The organism is Streptomyces sp. NPDC096193 (assembly GCF_040302905.1).
GTDB lineage: Bacteria > Actinomycetota > Actinomycetes > Streptomycetales > Streptomycetaceae > Streptomyces.
The window spans coordinates 43,892-60,035 of record NZ_JBEOSJ010000011.1 but is presented as its reverse complement, the minus strand read 5'-3'; the positions used below and the strand labels follow the sequence as shown (position 1 = coordinate 60,035).

General features: G+C 70.4%; 16 protein-coding genes. 13 read left to right on the top strand and 3 right to left on the bottom strand.

Features of this window, described 5'->3' with window-relative positions:
• The first annotated feature begins 176 nt into the window (after nucleotides 1–176).
• From pyrH to ABTX78_RS17935, 5 genes are all read left to right on the top strand, one after another.
• Entirely contained in the window at nucleotides 177–959 is a 783-nt protein-coding gene (pyrH, locus tag ABTX78_RS17955) for a UMP kinase (protein WP_313948849.1), read from the top strand.
• A gap of 126 nt (nucleotides 960–1,085) precedes the next feature.
• A complete protein-coding gene (gene frr / locus ABTX78_RS17950) occupies nucleotides 1,086–1,643 on the top strand; it encodes a ribosome recycling factor (protein ID WP_313943829.1) in 558 nt (185 codons plus the stop codon).
• Nucleotides 1,643–2,761, top strand: a complete 1,119-nt coding sequence (locus tag ABTX78_RS17945; RefSeq protein WP_352207743.1) for a phosphatidate cytidylyltransferase — start codon at nucleotides 1,643–1,645, stop codon at nucleotides 2,759–2,761. Before frr ends, ABTX78_RS17945 begins: the two co-directional genes overlap by 1 nt.
• Nucleotides 2,762–3,115: 354 nt before the next feature.
• Complete coding sequence (locus tag ABTX78_RS17940) at nucleotides 3,116–6,322, top strand: AfsR/SARP family transcriptional regulator (protein WP_352207742.1); 3,207 nt, start codon at nucleotides 3,116–3,118, stop codon at nucleotides 6,320–6,322.
• A 156-nt stretch (nucleotides 6,323–6,478) separates the two neighbouring features.
• Nucleotides 6,479–7,132, top strand: a complete 654-nt coding sequence (locus tag ABTX78_RS17935; protein ID WP_352207741.1) for a M15 family metallopeptidase — start codon at nucleotides 6,479–6,481, stop codon at nucleotides 7,130–7,132.
• A gap of 38 nt (nucleotides 7,133–7,170) precedes the next feature.
• Here the strand turns inward: ABTX78_RS17935 and ABTX78_RS17930 are convergent, their stop codons facing one another.
• Nucleotides 7,171–7,329, bottom strand: a complete 159-nt coding sequence (locus tag ABTX78_RS17930; protein WP_352207740.1) for a hypothetical protein — start codon at nucleotides 7,327–7,329, stop codon at nucleotides 7,171–7,173.
• On the opposite strand from ABTX78_RS17930, the gene ABTX78_RS17925 reads away from it, so the two are divergent.
• The 4 genes from ABTX78_RS17925 (at nucleotide 7,319) to ABTX78_RS17910 (ending at nucleotide 10,225) form a co-directional block, all read left to right on the top strand.
• Complete coding sequence (locus tag ABTX78_RS17925; protein WP_352207739.1) at nucleotides 7,319–8,119, top strand: RNA polymerase sigma factor; 801 nt, start codon at nucleotides 7,319–7,321, stop codon at nucleotides 8,117–8,119. The genes ABTX78_RS17930 and ABTX78_RS17925 overlap by 11 nt on opposite strands.
• Nucleotides 8,116–8,985 (top strand): C40 family peptidase, encoded by an 870-nt coding sequence (locus ABTX78_RS17920; protein WP_352207871.1) that lies wholly within the window; start codon nucleotides 8,116–8,118, stop codon nucleotides 8,983–8,985. Before ABTX78_RS17925 ends, ABTX78_RS17920 begins: the two co-directional genes overlap by 4 nt.
• Nucleotides 8,986–9,053: 68 nt before the next feature.
• A complete protein-coding gene (locus tag ABTX78_RS17915) occupies nucleotides 9,054–9,824 on the top strand; it encodes a M23 family metallopeptidase (protein WP_352207738.1) in 771 nt (256 codons plus the stop codon).
• On the top strand, nucleotides 9,818–10,225 hold the full coding sequence (locus ABTX78_RS17910) for a hypothetical protein (RefSeq protein ID WP_352207737.1): 408 nt from the start codon (nucleotides 9,818–9,820) through the stop codon (nucleotides 10,223–10,225). The genes ABTX78_RS17915 and ABTX78_RS17910 overlap by 7 nt, the downstream gene beginning before the upstream one ends.
• A gap of 79 nt (nucleotides 10,226–10,304) precedes the next feature.
• Here ABTX78_RS17910 and ABTX78_RS17905 read toward each other — a convergent pair whose 3' ends face one another.
• Nucleotides 10,305–10,481: a hypothetical protein gene (locus ABTX78_RS17905; protein WP_352207736.1), complete on the bottom strand. Its 177-nt coding sequence runs from the start codon at nucleotides 10,479–10,481 to the stop codon at nucleotides 10,305–10,307.
• Nucleotides 10,482–10,860: 379 nt separating this feature from the next.
• Nucleotides 10,861–11,307, bottom strand: a complete 447-nt coding sequence (locus ABTX78_RS17900; RefSeq protein ID WP_352207735.1) for a hypothetical protein — start codon at nucleotides 11,305–11,307, stop codon at nucleotides 10,861–10,863.
• Between the two features lie 238 nt (nucleotides 11,308–11,545).
• On the opposite strand from ABTX78_RS17900, the gene ABTX78_RS17895 reads away from it, so the two are divergent.
• The 4 genes from ABTX78_RS17895 to ABTX78_RS17880 all read left to right on the top strand — a co-directional run bounded on the left by ABTX78_RS17895 (nucleotide 11,546) and on the right by ABTX78_RS17880 (nucleotide 16,064).
• Nucleotides 11,546–11,959, top strand: coding sequence for an SH3 domain-containing protein (locus ABTX78_RS17895; RefSeq protein WP_352207734.1), 414 nt, complete (start codon nucleotides 11,546–11,548; stop codon nucleotides 11,957–11,959).
• A gap of 340 nt (nucleotides 11,960–12,299) precedes the next feature.
• On the top strand, nucleotides 12,300–13,430 hold the full coding sequence (locus ABTX78_RS17890) for a serine hydrolase (RefSeq protein WP_352207870.1): 1,131 nt from the start codon (nucleotides 12,300–12,302) through the stop codon (nucleotides 13,428–13,430).
• A gap of 221 nt (nucleotides 13,431–13,651) precedes the next feature.
• A complete protein-coding gene (rlmN, locus tag ABTX78_RS17885) occupies nucleotides 13,652–14,758 on the top strand; it encodes a dual-specificity RNA methyltransferase RlmN (protein ID WP_352207733.1) in 1,107 nt (368 codons plus the stop codon).
• Nucleotides 14,759–14,972: 214 nt separating this feature from the next.
• Entirely contained in the window at nucleotides 14,973–16,064 is a 1,092-nt protein-coding gene (locus ABTX78_RS17880; RefSeq protein ID WP_352207732.1) for a thiamine ABC transporter substrate-binding protein, read from the top strand.
• Nucleotides 16,065–16,144 lie beyond the last annotated feature (80 nt).

Genomic DNA, 16,144 nt, shown 5'->3' with positions numbered 1-16,144 from the left:
ACGTGATCGCCGCGGGAGCCCGATAGGGTTTCCTACGCAGTCATCGGCCGCGCGTGCCTGACGGCACCACTGCGTTGCAGCGCCGGACGACCGCAGATCTGACGAGGAGGCCATTGCCGACAGGGAAAACAGACCCACCGGCAATGGCCTTCTCGTATGTGCACGAGGAGATCTCCATGAACAAGGGCGCGGACGCCAATCAGGCAACCGGCGACAAGAGCGACCACGACGACAAGAAGGCCGGGCGCTTCATGCTGAAGCTGTCCGGTGAGGCGTTCTCCGGCGGTGGGGGTCTCGGCGTCGACCCCGACGTCGTGCACGCCATCGCCCGCGAGATCGCCGCCGTGGTACGCGACGGCGCCGAGATCGCGGTCGTCATCGGCGGCGGAAACTTCTTCCGCGGCGCAGAACTGCAGGTCCGCGGCATGGACCGGGCCCGCTCCGACTACATGGGCATGCTCGGCACGGTCATGAACTGCCTCGCCCTCCAGGACTTCCTGGAGAAGGAGGGCATCGACTCCCGTGTCCAGACCGCCATCACGATGGGGCAGGTCGCGGAGCCGTACATCCCGCTGCGCGCCGTGCGCCACCTGGAGAAGGGGCGCGTCGTGATCTTCGGCGCCGGTATGGGCATGCCGTACTTCTCCACCGACACCACCGCCGCGCAGCGTGCCCTGGAAATCGACGCCGAGGCCCTGCTGATGGGCAAGAACGGTGTCGACGGTGTCTACGACTCCGACCCCAAGACCAACCCGGACGCGGTGAAGTTCGACGCGCTGGAGTACGGCGAGGTGATCACCCGCAACCTCAAGGTCGCGGACGCCACGGCGGTCACCCTCTGCCGCGACAACGCCCTGCCGATCCTCGTCTTCGAACTCCTCACCGAAGGCAATATCGCGCGGGCCGTCAAGGGTGAGAAGATCGGGACTCTCGTGAGCGACCAGGGCACCCGGGGCTGACCCGGGGGCGTCCCTCCAGGGATAGACAAAGCCCTGCCGGTCGGACACCGTGCAGGGGAAGACGCGACACAGGTTCCGCCCAGCCCAGTGCATGCCGGGCCCACTCAAGACACGCAGGAGCAAGTGGTGATCGAAGAGACCCTCCTCGAGGCCGAGGAGAAGATGGAGAAGGCCGTCCTGGTCGCCAAGGATGACTTCGCCGCGATCCGCACCGGACGTGCGCACCCGGCGATGTTCAACAAGATCGTGGCCGACTACTACGGTGCGCTGACCCCGATCAACCAGCTGGCCTCGTTCTCGGTGCCGGAGCCGCGGATGGCCGTGGTGACCCCGTTCGACAAGACCGCGCTGCGCAATGTCGAGCAGGCGATCCGTGACTCCGACCTGGGCGTCAATCCCAGCAACGACGGCAACATCATCCGTGTGGTGTTCCCCGAGCTGACGGAGGAGCGCCGCCGCGAGTACATCAAGGTGGCCAAGAGCAAGGCCGAGGACTCGAAGATCTCGATCCGCTCGGTGCGCCGCAAGGCCAAGGAAGCCATCGACAAGCTGATCAAGGACGGCGAGGTCGGCGAGGACGAGGGCCGCCGCGCGGAGAAGGAGCTCGACGACACCACCGCGAAGTACGTCGCGCAGGTGGACGAGCTGCTCAAGCACAAGGAAGCCGAGCTGCTCGAGGTCTGATGAACGACTCTTCCTGGGGGGCTCCGCAGAGAGCCAGGTACGTCGGAGAATGGCTGCCCCCCGACCAGGGGCCTGCCCCGGCGGGTCCCGCATACGATGAGCATGACGCACAGCAGACTCGGCCCATGCCCATCGTGCCGGACTTTCCCGACGCAGGTAGAGACGCCGAAGACCGTAACGACCGCGACGAGCGCAACGACCTCGACCGGGGGGCCGCTCCACCGAGCGGCCCCCTGTTCCGGGACGAGATTCCGCAGGAGCCCATGCCCACCCCGCAGCCGGCGCCCGAACCGCCGCAGAGAAAGCGGGCCGGGCGTGACCTGAGGGCGGCCATAGGGGTCGGCGTCGGTCTGGGCGCGGTGATCGTGGCGTCCCTCTTCATCGTCAAGGCCGTGTTCGTCGGCGTGATAGCGGTCGCCGTGGTGGTCGGGCTGTGGGAACTGACGTCCCGGCTCGAGGAGCGCAAGCAGATCAAGGCCCCGCTGGTGCCGCTCGCGGTGGGCGGAGCGGCCATGGTCGTGGCCGGCTATGTGCGCGGAGCCGAGGGCGCCTGGGTCGCGATGGCCCTCACCGCGCTGGCGGTGCTGGTCTGGCGGATGACCGAGCCTCCCGAGGGATATCTGAAGGACGTCACCGCGGGCGTGTTCGCCGCGTTCTACGTCCCGTTCCTCGCGACGTTCGTGGCGATGATGCTCACCGCCGACGACGGCGCCGAGCGCGTGCTGATGTTCCTCATGCTCACGGTGGTCAGCGACACCGGCGCGTACGCCGTGGGCTGGCGCTTCGGGAAGCACAAGCTGGCACCCCGTATCAGCCCCGGGAAGACGCGCGAGGGGCTGCTCGGCGCGGTCACGTTCGCGATGGCGGCCGGTGCGCTGTGCATGCAGTTCCTCATCGACGACGGCACCTGGTGGCAGGGCCTGCTGCTGGGCTTCGCGGTCGCGGCCAGCGCCACCCTCGGCGACCTGGGCGAGTCGATGATCAAGCGGGACCTCGGCATCAAGGACATGGGCACGCTCCTGCCGGGGCACGGCGGCATCATGGACCGGCTGGACTCCCTCCTGCCGACGGCACCCGTGGTGTGGCTCCTGCTGGTGATCTTCGTGGGCAGCGGCTGACCGCCGCCGACCCCTGTTGTTCTGAGGCAGTGACGGGCCCCCATCCGGAACGTTCCGGAAGGGGGCCTCTCGCATGTCCGCGCGGAATTCCTCGTCAACGGAGAAATTCCTTCCCGGCTCACTCATACGGGGACGGCGTGCGTCCCGTCCCTTCCCCGAGCGGAATCACTGGCCTCCTTCCCGATTGCGAGGACACCTCTCCCGAGACCAAGGGCCGTGGCGACGCAACAAACAGGTCACCGGACTGCGGAAGTCGTCGCAGGCAGTCCGGTAACAGTCGTGTCCGGCACGTTCTCACCGAATATCGTTGGCACCGCAAGTGAGGGGCCGCGACATCGGAGGACGACGTTGGAGGTGCGCCTTCTGGGCCCCGCCGAGGTGTGGGACGGACATCGGCGCATTCCGCTGAGCGGCCCCAAACCGACGGCGATTCTCGCGGCTCTCGTCGTCAATCTCGGTGAGGTGCTTTCCACCGACCGCCTCGTGGACCTGGTCTGGGAGGAACAGGCGCCCGTCACCGCGCGGGCCCTCGTCGCCTCGCATGTGTCGGCACTTCGCCGGGCGCTGGCCGGGGCGGGGGACGACACCGCGATCCGGACCCGTTCACCCGGTTACCTCGCCGCCTTCCCGCCGAACCGGATCGATGCCCACCGGTTCGAGGAGGCGCTCGCGCTCGGTCGGCGTACGGCCTCCGAAGGGCGGTCCGCCGAGGCCGTCGAGATCCTGCGGGACGCGATGGGTCTGTGGCGGGGACAGGACGCGCTGGAGGGCCTCGACCAGTCCTTCGCACGGATCGAGGCCGCGCGTCTTGCCGAACTGCGGCTGGTCGCTCAGGAGGCGCGATTCGCCGCGGAACTGGCCCTCGGGTGCCGGGCGGAGCTCGTCGCGGAACTGCTCGCGCATGTGGCCGCGCACCCTCTGCGGGAGCGGCCCCGGGGGCAGCTGATGACCGCGCTCTACCGGACCGGGCGGGTGCCCGACGCGCTGCGGACCTACCAGGAGGGGCGCGAACTGCTGCGTACGGAGCTGGGGATCGACCCCGGTCCGGACTTGCGCGCGCTGCACCAGGCGTTGCTCACCGGGGACACGGCGCTGCAGGCCGTGGGGCAGGAGTCCGCCCCCGCCGGGACCGGGCCGGGCGCCGAGCGGGCGCCGCGCGAGGCAACGTCGGGGGAGACCGTCCCGCGCGAGGGCTTACGCCGTCAGGCCGGGCCTCGCGAGCCCGTAGCGCGGGCTGGCGTACGCCGCGAGACGGTGCCGGACGCGTCCGGACACCCCACGCCCTCCCATCTGCCGCCCGATGTCTCCGACTTCGTCGGCCGGACCGAGCAGATTGCCTGGGCCACCGCCCTGCTGGACAGAGTCAACGACCCGGCGAGCACAGCGCCGCCGATCGGAGTGATCTCGGGGCGTTCCGGTATGGGCAAGACGACGCTCGCCGTGCACATCGGCCACCGCCTGGCGGCGCTCTTTCCGGACGGGCAGCTGTTCCTGGACCTGCGGGCGTCGGACTCCGCGCCCGTACAGACCGCCGACGCCCTCGCCAGGCTGTTGCGGGCTCTCGGGGTCGATCCCGACGCAATGCCCGCTGACCTGGAGGATCTCGTCGGGCTGTATCGCACACACATCGCCCGCCGCCGGATACTCCTCATCCTGGACAACGCCGTCGGCGAGACCCTGTTGCGGCCTCTTCTGCCGCCGGGATCCGGATCCGCCGTGCTGATCACCAGCCGGCGGCGGCTCGTCGCGCTCGAAGGGGCGGCCCATCTGGACCTCGCGGCACCCGGAGAGCAGGAAGCGCTGGCCCTGATGGCCAAGGTCGCCGGACCCGGGAGAGCCACCGCCGAGCCGGGACAGGTCGCCGAGATCGTCGCCCTGTGCGGCAGGCTGCCGCTGGCGGTACGGATCGCGGGCGCCCGGCTCGCCGCGCGCCCCCACTGGACACCCGCACGTCTCGCTGCCCGGCTGCGCGACGAGCACCGCCGGCTCGACGAACTCCAGGCCGGTGACCTGGAGTTGCGGGCGAGCCTGGAGCTCGGTTACGCGGACCTCGGCGAGCAGGAGCGCCGCGCGCTGCGCCGACTGGCGCTGATGGATCTGCCGGACTTCGCCGCATGGGTCGCGGCCCCGCTCCTGGACGTGGGTGTCGACGAGGCCGAGGAGGCCGTCGAACGCCTGGTGGACTGCCACTTCATCGACCTCGTCGGGGTCGACGAGACGGGGCAGACCCGCTACCGCATCCACGATCTGGCCCGTGAGCACGCCCGTGAGCGCTGTCTGACCGAGGAGACCGGGCAGGACCGCCAGGATGCCGTCCTGCGGCTGGTCTCCTGCTGGTTGTCGCTGGCGAAGGAGGCGGCGGCGCGCGGGCCGGGCGGGGCCGCGCGGCTCTTCGCCGGCAAGAGCGCGGATGTGACCCTGGACCCGTTCGTCGTACGGGAACTGCTGGCCAGGCCCGCCGCCTGGTTCGCGTCCGAGCAGCCCTGTCTGGTCGCGGCCGTCACGCACTGCGCGGATCACGGACTGGCCCGGGCGGCGCGTGATCTCGCGGCCGTGCTGATGGCGAGCTCGGCGGCGCTCTACAACCAGTTCGACGCCTGGTCGCGTTCACACACCGTGGCCCTGGAGGCGGTCCGCCGGGGCGGTGACGCCGAGGGCGAGGCGTGGTTGCTCAGCGGGCTGGGCCAACTCCGCCTCGAACAGGACAGCTTCGAGGCGGCGTACGCGTACTTCAAGGATGCCCTGCGGCTGTTCGAGGAGACGGGTGACGCGCGAGGTCGCGCGGGCGGCCTGGCCGGCATGGGCTCGGCGCGACGCGAACAGGCGCGGTTCGCCGAGGCCCTGGACCTGCTGGGACGGGCGCTCGTGCTGTGCGGTGAACTGGCCGACACCACCGCCGTGGCCCAACTGCACTACGGCGTCGGCGCTGTGCACCGCGATCTGGGACGGTACGCCGAGGCCTGGGACGAACTGTCCCTGGCGCTGCAGCTGTACCGGGAGATGAACGACCGGCACGGCGAGGGGCTGACCCTGCGCTCCCTCGGACTGTGGCACCGGGCCAGGGGCGAACTCAATGACGCCGAGCGGTTGTTGTCGCACTCTCTGGACATCTTCGAGCAGACCGGGGACACGTTCGGTTCGATGTACGCCGGCCAGTCGCTGGCCAAGGTCCATCTGCGGCAGGGCCGGCTGCCCGAGGCGCGGGAACGGCTCGAACGGTGCCTGGAGGTGACGCGCGAGCGCCAGGACCTGTTCGGCGAGGCGCTGGTCCTGCGGTCGCTCGGCGAGTGGCACCTCGCGGCGGAGCAGTGGGACGCGGCGGAGTCGGAGCTTCAGCGCTCGATCGTCCTGTGGGAGAAGCTCCAGTTGCCACTGTGGCGGGCCCGTACGGTGAGGGACCTGGGGGCGGCGGCGGCCGGCAGGGGCGACGGGCAGGCGGCCCGGGCCGCGCGGGCCGAGGCGCTCGAAGTGTTCCGCGACCTCGGCAGCCGGGAAGCCACCGAGGCGGTCACCGCGGAGACGGTCGATACGGGGGAGGCCGGTCGGGACCAGTCTTCCTGACCGGAGCCGACACCGTGTAAGGGCCCTTCGGGAGGTCCGGCACGGCGTCTTCTGCATGACCTCGTGCAGGAGTGCCCAGACGTATACACCGTGATGCAGAGGGGCCTGCAGAGGATCTGCATCGCTTCTGCAGCGCCCCGGGGCACGCTGATGAGCGTGACAGAGATCATCCTGCTCTCGGACCGCCGAGTCGCCGCAACGCCCGTCGTGGACAACGGCGAGCCGCTGGTCGACGTGCGCGAGGTCGCCGGGCTGCGCGTCGACACCCGGCAGGCCGACGGCGACGGCTCGTACGCCCATCTGCGGGTGGACGTGGTGCGCCGGCTGCTCATCGCCCAGGACGAACTGCCCGCGGGCATCCGCCTGCTGCTGGTGGAGGGCTTCCGTCCGCCTCAGCTCCAGGGCCGCTACTTCCAGGAGTACGCCGCCGTCATGCGGGCGGCCGAACCGGACGCGTCACCCGACCGGGTGCGCGAGCTGACGAGCGCGTACATCTCCCCACCGGAGGTCGCCCCGCACGTCAGCGGAGGCGCGGTGGATCTGACTCTGTGCACCGAGGACGGCGTCGAACTCGCGCTGGGCACCGAGGTGAACGCCACCCCGGAGGAGAGCGAAGGCGGCTGCCGTACGGCCGCGCCCCGCATAACCGGTGAGCCCCGCGCCAACCGGGATCTGATGTGCCGTGCCATGACAGCAGGCGGCTTCGTCAACTACCCCACCGAATGGTGGCACTGGTCGTACGGCGACCGGTACTGGGCGCTGCTCAGCGGAGAGCCGGCGGCCAGATACGGGCCCGTCGCGCGGGGCTGACGCACTCCGCGCATCCGGCGATCGTCCGAGGACCTTCTTCACATCACCACGCACCACCACGCATCGAGCCGATGAACCACACCGGCAGACGCCGGAACGCACCGTGACGACACCACCCGGGGGAAGTACGTGGAAAGCAGCACCTGCATCTCGCCTTCACCGACCACCGCGACGACGACCGCGACGGTGACGACCACCGCCTCGAAGACCGCGGGGACAACCGCGCCGACCGCCACCACCACCGACGCGGCCAACGCGGTGCGGACGGACGCGGTGACGACGACCGCCCCGAAGCCCACCCGGGCCGAGCAGCTCGCCCCGGAACTCCTCGCGGGCGCCGACCGGATGACCGCCGCCGAGTTCGACGAGGCCTTCACGGCCGTGATGCCGAAGCTGCGCCGCCGGCTGCTGGCCCTGACCGGCAACCCGCACGACGCCGACGACCTCCTCCAGGAGACGTATCTGCGGCTTTCCCGCCGCGCCCGCGCCCAGACCCTGGCCCGTCAGCGGCACCCGTACGCCTATACCTGCGCCGCCGCGCTGAACCTGCTGCGCGACGCCTGGCTGCACCCCTCCCGGCGCGAGCGGTGCACCGACCGGCTGCCCGAGCAGAGCTGGGACGGCGGGCTCGCCTCACGCGAGGCGGAGGCGGTGACGGTCGCGCTGCTGCGGCATCTGTCACCCAAGGAGGCGGCCGCCGTCATCCTCGTCGATCTCGACGGCCTGAGCCACGACGTCGCAGGTGAGCGGCTCGGCGCACACCGCGGAACCGTGCAGCGCAACCGGATGCGGGGGCTCGCCAAAATTCGTGCCGCTCTCGACGCATACACAACGGTCCCCGATCCCGTCCCCTCACTGAAGGCCGGTGCCACGAACCGCGCACCGGCACCGGCCACGACGAACGACGGCAGCGGGACCGCATGCTGCCTCCAGTTCAGCCGCAAGCAGTGGAACCGAAACGAGGGGGAACACACGTGCGCCGCATGAATCGGACGCTGGTGACGGTGGCGGGCGGAGTGCTTCTCGCCGCCGTCGGGACCACCGGCGTGGCGGTGGCCGACGCCTCACCGCAGCAGGCCCGTGCTCTGACCGCCGCCGCTGATTGCCGCCCTCTGACCGGCGCGTCCGCCCAGGCCACGGCCATCGTGAACGCCGCCTGCTCGCAGTTGGGGGTGCCCTACTCCTGGGGCGGAGGATCGATCCACGGCCCGACGTTCGGCCAGGACTATCCCGGCGGCGGTCCCGGTGCGCACGACAGCAAGGTGAAGGGCTTCGACTGCTCGCACCTGGTGCAGTACGCGGCCTGGCAGGGAGCGGGGATCGCGCTGCCCGAGGGCTCGTGGAACCAAGCCAAGTGGAGCGGTGCCAGTGCCCGCTTCACCCGTGCGCAGGGCCTCGCCCCGCTGGAGCCGGGCGACCTGCTCCTGTGGGCGTCGAGCCCCGGTAACCACGACACCGTGCACCACATCGCCATCTACCTCGGCAACGGCAAGATGGTCGAGGCCCGGGAGTCCGGGACCGTGGTGATGGTCAGCGACGTACGGCTGAACGCCCAGTACGCGGGTGCCCTGCGCATCACCAACCACGAGCAGCCCCCCGCGAACACCAAGCGCTTCATGACCTGGGGCACGGGCGTGGGCCTTCGTCCGGAGGCCGGCACGGGCAAGCCGCCGGTGACCCGTCTGCCCGGCCCCACGGCCGTCGACGTCCTGTGCCAGGCCTACGGGGAGACCGTCACCGCCGAGGGCTACACCAACAACGTCTGGTCGTACCTGCCCACGTACAAGGCGTGGATCTCGAACATCTACATCGACGACCCGGCCGCCTGGCTGCCCGGCGTGCCCGCGTGCTGAGTGACGCCCGCCGACGTCACTGAACCTCGACCCACCTTTTCCCGTCCCTGTTCGGAGGAAGATTCGCCATGCCCGTGATCAACCGCACCAAGTCACTCGGTCTGCTCGCAGCCGCGGCTGTCGCGTCCGCGCTGGTCCCCCTCTCCGCCGCGACGGCGGAGGCCGCGCCGGCAGGGCCCGCCGGTTACGCCGGTTCCTGCCCGACCGCCGGCACCGTCACCCAGGGCTGGCACTCCGGCCACGACGGCGTCGACATCGCCAACACCCGGGGCACGCCGATCTACTCCACCGGCGCGGGCACCGTCATCGTCTCCGGTACCGCCAGCGGCTACGGCCAGTGGATCCGGATCAGGCACGACGACGGCACGGTCACCGAGTACGGCCACATGTACGAGCGGCTCGTGTCCGTCAACCAGCGGGTGAGCGGCGGGCAGTTGATCGCGCGGATGGGCTCCGAGGGCCAGTCCACCGGTCCGCACCTCCACTTCGAGGCGCACAGCTCCACGTCCAGCACCCGTGGCATGAACCCCGTGCCGTATCTCGCGGAGCGCGGCGTGAGCCTGCCGTGCACCCCGGGCGGGAGCAACCCCGGCACCAACTTCACGACCTGGGGCACCTCCGTACGCGTACGGGCCGACGCCAAGCTGAATGCGGCCGTCGTCCGCACCCTGACCGGGCCGACCCCCGTCAACGTCACGTGCCAGAAGCGCGGCGACATGGTCACCGCCGAGGGCTACAGCAATGACGCCTGGGCCTACATCCCGGCGCTCGGCGGCTTCATCACCAACATCTACATCGACCACAAGGACGCCTGGCTGCCGGGAGTTCCCACGTGCTGACCGGCACCAAAGCCGGTTCGAGGGGCATCGCGGCGGCGGCTCTGGCCGCCGTGATGCTCCTCGCTCCCGGTTTCACCGCACCCGCGCACGCCGCCGACTCCGCGCCCTGCACCCCCTATCCCGGGTACCCGGGCACCTACAAGTGCCCGATGTGGGGAACGGACGTCAATCTGCGATCCCACCCCGATCCGAATGCCCCGGTGAGCGCGAAGTCCCCCGATGACGGGTTCATCCGGGCCGTCTGCCAGGTCAAGGGCGGCCGTGCCACCTACGACGGCTACTGGCACACCTGGTGGATCAAGACCCCGGCGGTGGGCATGGCGCCGTCGTCGTACATGAGCGAGATCTTCCTCGTCGGCGGCGGCGACGACGAGCGCGACTCAGGTCTGCCGATCTGCTGAACAACCGCTGTGTCTAGAGCACTTCGCCCCCGGAACCGTTGGACACGGTGCCGGGGGCGAGGTATGTGACGGGGTGGGGTCAGGTGGGGCAGACCTCGATGCCGGGGGCGGGGTCGGCGCCGACGTTGACGTTGCCTCCCCAAGCCCACACGAAGTAGTACGAAGGCCCCGGGAACTGGACATTGACCTGGTACCAGACGTCCGTGGTGTAACCGCCGGCCGTGACGCGTTCACCGCGCCCGTAGCACTTCGCCACTCCGGGGGCTCCCTCCGGTCCGCTGGTGTTGAGGATCCTGTAGGACGTACCGGGCCCGGTCCTGATGTTGCTGTTCGGCTGCAGGATCGGGGAGGACCGGACGGTGCCGGGAGCCGGCTCGGAGGTGCTGGGGCTGCCTGGGAGCTACCGGTCCCGCCGAACAGGGTGAACGCGGTACCGACCGCGAGACCGGCGGCGGTGACGGGCACGGGGCTTGAACATGGCGGACTCCCTGGTAGGCCGGTGTGGGGCAGCGCCCGTGAGACCGGGTGCGGCGCCCACGCCATATGAGGGACCGGGACACGAAGTCGCCCCCGGTGCCGCCGTGAACGGCGGCACCGGGGGCACGTGTTCCTCACCGCCCGCAGGCGGGCGCAGGTCAGATGTACTCGCAGTCGATGGTCGGGTCGTTCAGCGAGTCCACCGGGGCGCCGGGCACCGGGCCGTTGTTGTTGCCCCCGCTGACGTACACGGCGGAGATCCAGCCCAGGCTCCTGCCGGGCGTGATGATCTGCACCCAGTAGGTGTTGGTGTACGGCCCGTCGGTCACTCGTCCCTTCTCACCGTTGTCGATCTGGCAGTACGCCTTGACCCGCACATTGGTGAGCCGCTCCGTCGTCGCGAGGTCGCACGACGTGCTCTGGCAGGTGCGCACCCGCACGTCGCTGCCCCACACGTGGACCGACCCCGACGGCGGGTGGGCCGCGGCGGGCTGAGCCCCCATCAGGAACGCCGTCGGAATGACCGCGGCCACTCCCGCCGCCCGCAGTCCCCGGCGGGCGATCGTGCTGCCGCGCCGGTCCGTGCTCTTGCGTGACCACATCATGGTGAACCCCTCGTCAGGTCAGAACCGGGCTCGTCGCTCGCGGCCCGGTGGCATCCGCTTCCGCTCCACAGACGGGACTCGGCGCCTCGGCGTATGACCGTCCCGGAAGCACATACTTCTCCGCCCTGTTCTCATACGGCGCGCCGGGCGCGCCCGTCCCCTCGGTGGTGCGGGCAACGCACCCGACCGACCACGAACCCGTGACGGGCACGCGTCCGAACGGTCCGAAGGGGACGAGATGTTGAACAAGTCAGCAAGGCGCGGCGCCCGACTGGGCGGCGCGGCGGCGGTGTTGTGCGCGCTCGCCATGACCGTGGGCGCCGCGCCCGCCCAGGCCACTGCCGAACAACGGCCCGCGGGACCGGTCTTCACCACCTGGGCGACGGATGTGAACGTCCGCAAGGACTCGGCCCCGGGCTTCCGCTGCCCCGAGTTCCCCTCGCCCGGCAACTGCCCGCGGGTGATCGGCAAGGCACAGCCGGGCGATCAGCTCGAAGTGACGTGCCAGACGCGGGGCGAGACGGTCGGCGGCAACCCGAACTGGGTCTTCGTGGACAACCGGACCCGGGGCTTCGACGGATGGATGGCGAGTTACTACATCTCGCACCCGGACAACTGGCTGCCCGGCGTCCCGCAGTGCTACGGGCCGTGACCCATCGATACGACGCGGCCCGGCCCGGCCCCTCGGGCGGCGCTGCCCGAGATCTCACGCAGGGGACCGTCCCCGACCGTCCGGGCGACCCGACGCACGGTCCCGCTGCGGAGCGCCGCCGCAGGGCCCCCGAGCTCGCGAACACCCCGTCCCCCGATCCCGCTTTCCAGCGGCTTCACCTCTCGGAGGTACCACCACCATGGCTCGTCATCTCGGATCCGGACTCGTCCGCGCTCTGCCATGCCGCTCACACCGCACCGGGGACACCAGAGCCCCGGGATCCCGTACGGTCCGCCGCGCCACCTGGGCCGGGCTGCTGTCGGTGGGCCTGGCGGCGCTGATGTCCACCACCTCGGCGGCGTCCGCCGCGCCGCCGCCAGAGAAGCCCGCGCCCCGCGCGGCCCAGGTCGATGTGCCCGCGGGTGTCACGGCCGGTGTCGCGGTCTTCGACCGGCACACGGGCACCTTCACCGAGCAGGTGAACAGCGCCGGCCAGTTCCGGTCGGCGTCCGTGGTGAAGCTGCTCATCGCCCTGGACCTGCTGTGGAACCGCCAGCCCGGCGACCTCTCGGCGACCGACCGGGCCCGTGTCGACGCGATGCTGCGGAGCAGCGACGACAACGCGGCCAGCACGTTCTGGGCGAACAACGGCGGCGGCGCCATCATCGACCGCATGGTGCCGCGCCTCGGCCTCACCGACACCGCCCGGCCCCCGACGAGCCACCCCGGATTCTGGGGTTACACCGCTCTGTCGGCCCGCGACACCGTGAAGATCTACCGCTATCTGCTGGACTCCGCACCGGCGTCCGTACGCGACTACATGATGGGCAACCTGCGCCAGTCGACCCGCTGCGCCACCGACGGCTACGACCAGCACTTCGGTATCGCCGGCGCATTCAACCGGCCCTGGGCCGTGAAGCAGGGCTGGTCGGGCTTCAGCTCGGGCGGCTGCACGGCACCCGCGGGCACGGCGGCGAAGGCACCGGCCGGCGCCGGCAAGAAGACGGCCGCGGCGGCGACCGCCGTCCGGTCGGCCGCGGGGATCAACGCCGTCGACCTGTCCCGCCCGGCGCTGCACACGACGGGCGTCGTCGGTGCCGGTGACCGTTCCATCGTCGCCGCCTTCACCCTGCACCCGGGCGGCACCGGGTACGGCAAGGCCTACACCGACCTGGGCCGGCTGACCCGGTCACTGAACGTGCCCGGCACCTCACGCCCGGCCGGCACCTGGATCGGCACCTGGGGAAGCGGCGTCCGGCTCCGCACCCAGGCGACCACCGCGGCATCGCCGCTCACCACGCTCCCGGCCGGGGTGGAAGTCCTCGTCGGCTGCCAGAAGCGCGGCCAGCAGGTCAGCGTGCCGCCCTACCTGAACGACTGGTGGGCGTTCCTGCCGCAGTACGGCGGCTACATGACCAACATCTACCTGAGCTCGCCGGACAACCAGGTCCCGGGAGTGCCTGTCTGCTGAGCGGACGGTCGGCGCACCGGGGGGAAGGCCAGGTCGTACGGGGGTGCGACCTGGCCTTCTCGCGTGTCCGCGTTCCCCGGCGTGCCGTACGCCCGGCCCCGGCACGACAAGCCCAGGAGCCGCTCGGGTGCCGCCGGAGGGGCGGCCGACGGCGGGTGGCCGTTGTCCTGCGCGGGCGACAGCCCGGGCCACTGCAACCCGTCTGCGACACTGGTACCACCATGCCCAAGCCCGGAGAACTCACTTTCGTCGCGCCCCGCGGAGCCAAGAAGCCCCCGCGGCACCTTGCCGACCTCACGCCCACCGAGCGCAAGGACGCCGTCGCCGCGATCGGCGAGAAGCCCTTCCGCGCCAAGCAGCTCTCGCAGCACTACTTCGCCCGGTTCGCCCACGAACCCGCCCAGTGGACCGACATCCCGGCCGCCTCGCGCGAGAAGCTCGCCTCCGAGCTGCTGCCCGACCTGATGTCCGTCGTGCGGCACATCTCCTGTGACGACGACACCACCCGCAAGACCCTGTGGCGACTCCACGACGGGACGCTCGTCGAGTCCGTGCTGATGCGCTACCCGGACCGCGTCACCATGTGCATTTCGTCGCAGGCCGGCTGCGGTATGAACTGTCCCTTCTGTGCCACCGGGCAGGCCGGGCTCGACCGCAACCTGTCGACCGCCGAGATCGTCCACCAGATCGTCGACGGCATGCGCGCCCTGCGCGACGGCGAGGTGCCGGGGGGCCCCGCGCGGCTGTCGAACATCGTCTTCATGGGGATGGGCGAGCCGCTCGCGAACTACAACCGTGTCGTCGGCGCCGTACGGCGGCTCACCGACCCCGAGCCGGACGGGCTCGGGCTGTCGCAGCGCGGGATCACCGTGTCGACCGTCGGTCTGGTGCCCGCGATGCTGCGCTTCGCCGACGAGGGCTTCAAGTGCCGTCTCGCCGTCTCGCTGCACGCCCCGGACGACGAGCTGCGTGACACGCTCGTCCCGGTCAACACGCGCTGGAAGGTGCGTGAGGTGCTGGACGCCGCCTGGGAGTACGCCGAGAAGTCGGGGCGCCGCATCTCCATCGAGTACGCGCTCATCCGCGACATCAACGACCAGGCGTGGCGCGGTGATCTGCTCGGCCGGATGCTCAAGGGCAAGCGGGTCCATGTGAACCTGATCCCGCTCAACCCGACGCCCGGGTCCAAGTGGACCGCCTCCCGTCCCGAGGACGAGAAGGCGTTCGTCGAGGCGATCGCCGCACATGGTGTTCCGGTGACCGTCCGTGACACCCGCGGTCAGGAGATCGACGGAGCCTGTGGACAGCTCGCGGCCTCCGAGCGGTGACCTTGTAGGCTGGGCTCGGACATTTTCATATTCCGACAGGGGAGCGCCACAGCGCTGAGAGTGCGGCACCGTCAGGCCGCAGACCCTCTGGACCTTGCCCAGGTCATTCTGGGTAGGAAGTTCGGTCGTTACTCAAGCTGTTGCGCCCTGCCCGGATCTCCTCGGAGACCGGGCAGGGCCGCGTCTCTTCCTGGTCACCCCCAGGAGGAATTCAGTGAGCACCACCAGGAAGATCACGGTCACCGCGCTGGCCGCGGCGATAGGCGTCAGTACCCTCGCGGCCTGCGGCGGCGAGTCAGGGGACTCCTCGTCAGACGCCACGAAGTCCAAGACCGTGACCCTCGTCAGCCATGACTCCTTCGCCGCGTCCGACGCCGTGCTGAAGGAGTTCACGCGGCAGACCGGCTACACGGTCAAGGTGCTCAAGAGCGGCGACGCCGGCGCCGCGCTCAACAAGGAGATCCTGACCAAGGGCTCCCCGCAGGGCGACGTCTTCTTCGGCGTCGACAACACCCTGCTCTCGCGGGCGCTCGACAACGGTCTCTTCACGCCGTACGAGGCCAAGGGCCTCGGCCAGGTGCGGGACGAGGTGCAGCTCGACAAGGACAAGCACCGTGTCACGCCGGTCGACACCGGCGACATCTGCGTCAACTACGACAAGAAGTACTTCGCGGACAAGAAGCTGGCGCCGCCGCAGTCGTTCGACGACCTGATCAAGCCCGCGTACAAGAACCTGCTCGTGACCGAGAACGCGGCGACGTCCTCGCCCGGTCTGGGCTTCCTGCTCGGCAGTGTCGGGAAGTACGGCGACGCCGGCTGGCAGGACTACTGGAAGAAGCTCAAGGCCAACGGCGTGAAGGTCGTCGACGGTTGGGAGCAGGCGTACAACGAGGAGTTCTCCGGCTCGGCCGGCGGCAAGAAGGCCAAGGCGGACCGGCCCCTCGTCGTCTCGTACGCCTCCAGCCCGCCCGTCGAGGTGCTGTTCGCGAAGCCGCAGCCGAAGGAGGCGCCCACGGGTGTCGCCACGGGGACCTGCTTCCGTCAGATCGAGTTCGCCGGACTGCTCGACGGCGCGAAGAACGAGGAGGGCGGCAAGGCGCTGCTGGACTTCCTGGTCTCCCGGCAGTTCCAGGAGGACATGCCGCTGAACATGTTCGTGAACCCGGTGGTCGAGGGGGCGAAGCTGCCCGAGCTGTTCACCACCTTCGGCGCGGTCGTCGACAAGCCGGAGACCGTCGCCCCCGACACGATCGCCGAGAACCGTGAGCAGTGGGTCCAGTCGTGGTCCTCGCTCGTCGTGAAGTAGCGAAGCCCGACCGCGGGACAGGCGACTGCGGGACTGGCGACCGCGGGACTGGCGACCGCGGGTCGCGGGCCCGCGGGACG

What these genes read in the sequence shown, in the direction of transcription:
- ABTX78_RS17915 (WP_352207738.1), top strand. Translation starts at nt 9,054, where the DNA reads ATGCCCGTGATCAACCGCACCAAGTCACTCGGTCTGCTCGCAGCCGCG.
- ABTX78_RS17900 (WP_352207735.1), bottom strand. Translation starts at nt 11,307, where the DNA reads ATGATGTGGTCACGCAAGAGCACGGACCGGCGCGGCAGCACGATCGCC.
- rlmN (WP_352207733.1), top strand. Translation starts at nt 13,652, where the DNA reads ATGCCCAAGCCCGGAGAACTCACTTTCGTCGCGCCCCGCGGAGCCAAG.
- ABTX78_RS17945 (WP_352207743.1), top strand. Translation starts at nt 1,643, where the DNA reads ATGAACGACTCTTCCTGGGGGGCTCCGCAGAGAGCCAGGTACGTCGGA.
- pyrH (WP_313948849.1), top strand. Translation starts at nt 177, where the DNA reads ATGAACAAGGGCGCGGACGCCAATCAGGCAACCGGCGACAAGAGCGAC.
- ABTX78_RS17890 (WP_352207870.1), top strand. Translation starts at nt 12,300, where the DNA reads ATGTCCACCACCTCGGCGGCGTCCGCCGCGCCGCCGCCAGAGAAGCCC.
- ABTX78_RS17895 (WP_352207734.1), top strand. Translation starts at nt 11,546, where the DNA reads ATGTTGAACAAGTCAGCAAGGCGCGGCGCCCGACTGGGCGGCGCGGCG.
- ABTX78_RS17920 (WP_352207871.1), top strand. Translation starts at nt 8,116, where the DNA reads ATGAATCGGACGCTGGTGACGGTGGCGGGCGGAGTGCTTCTCGCCGCC.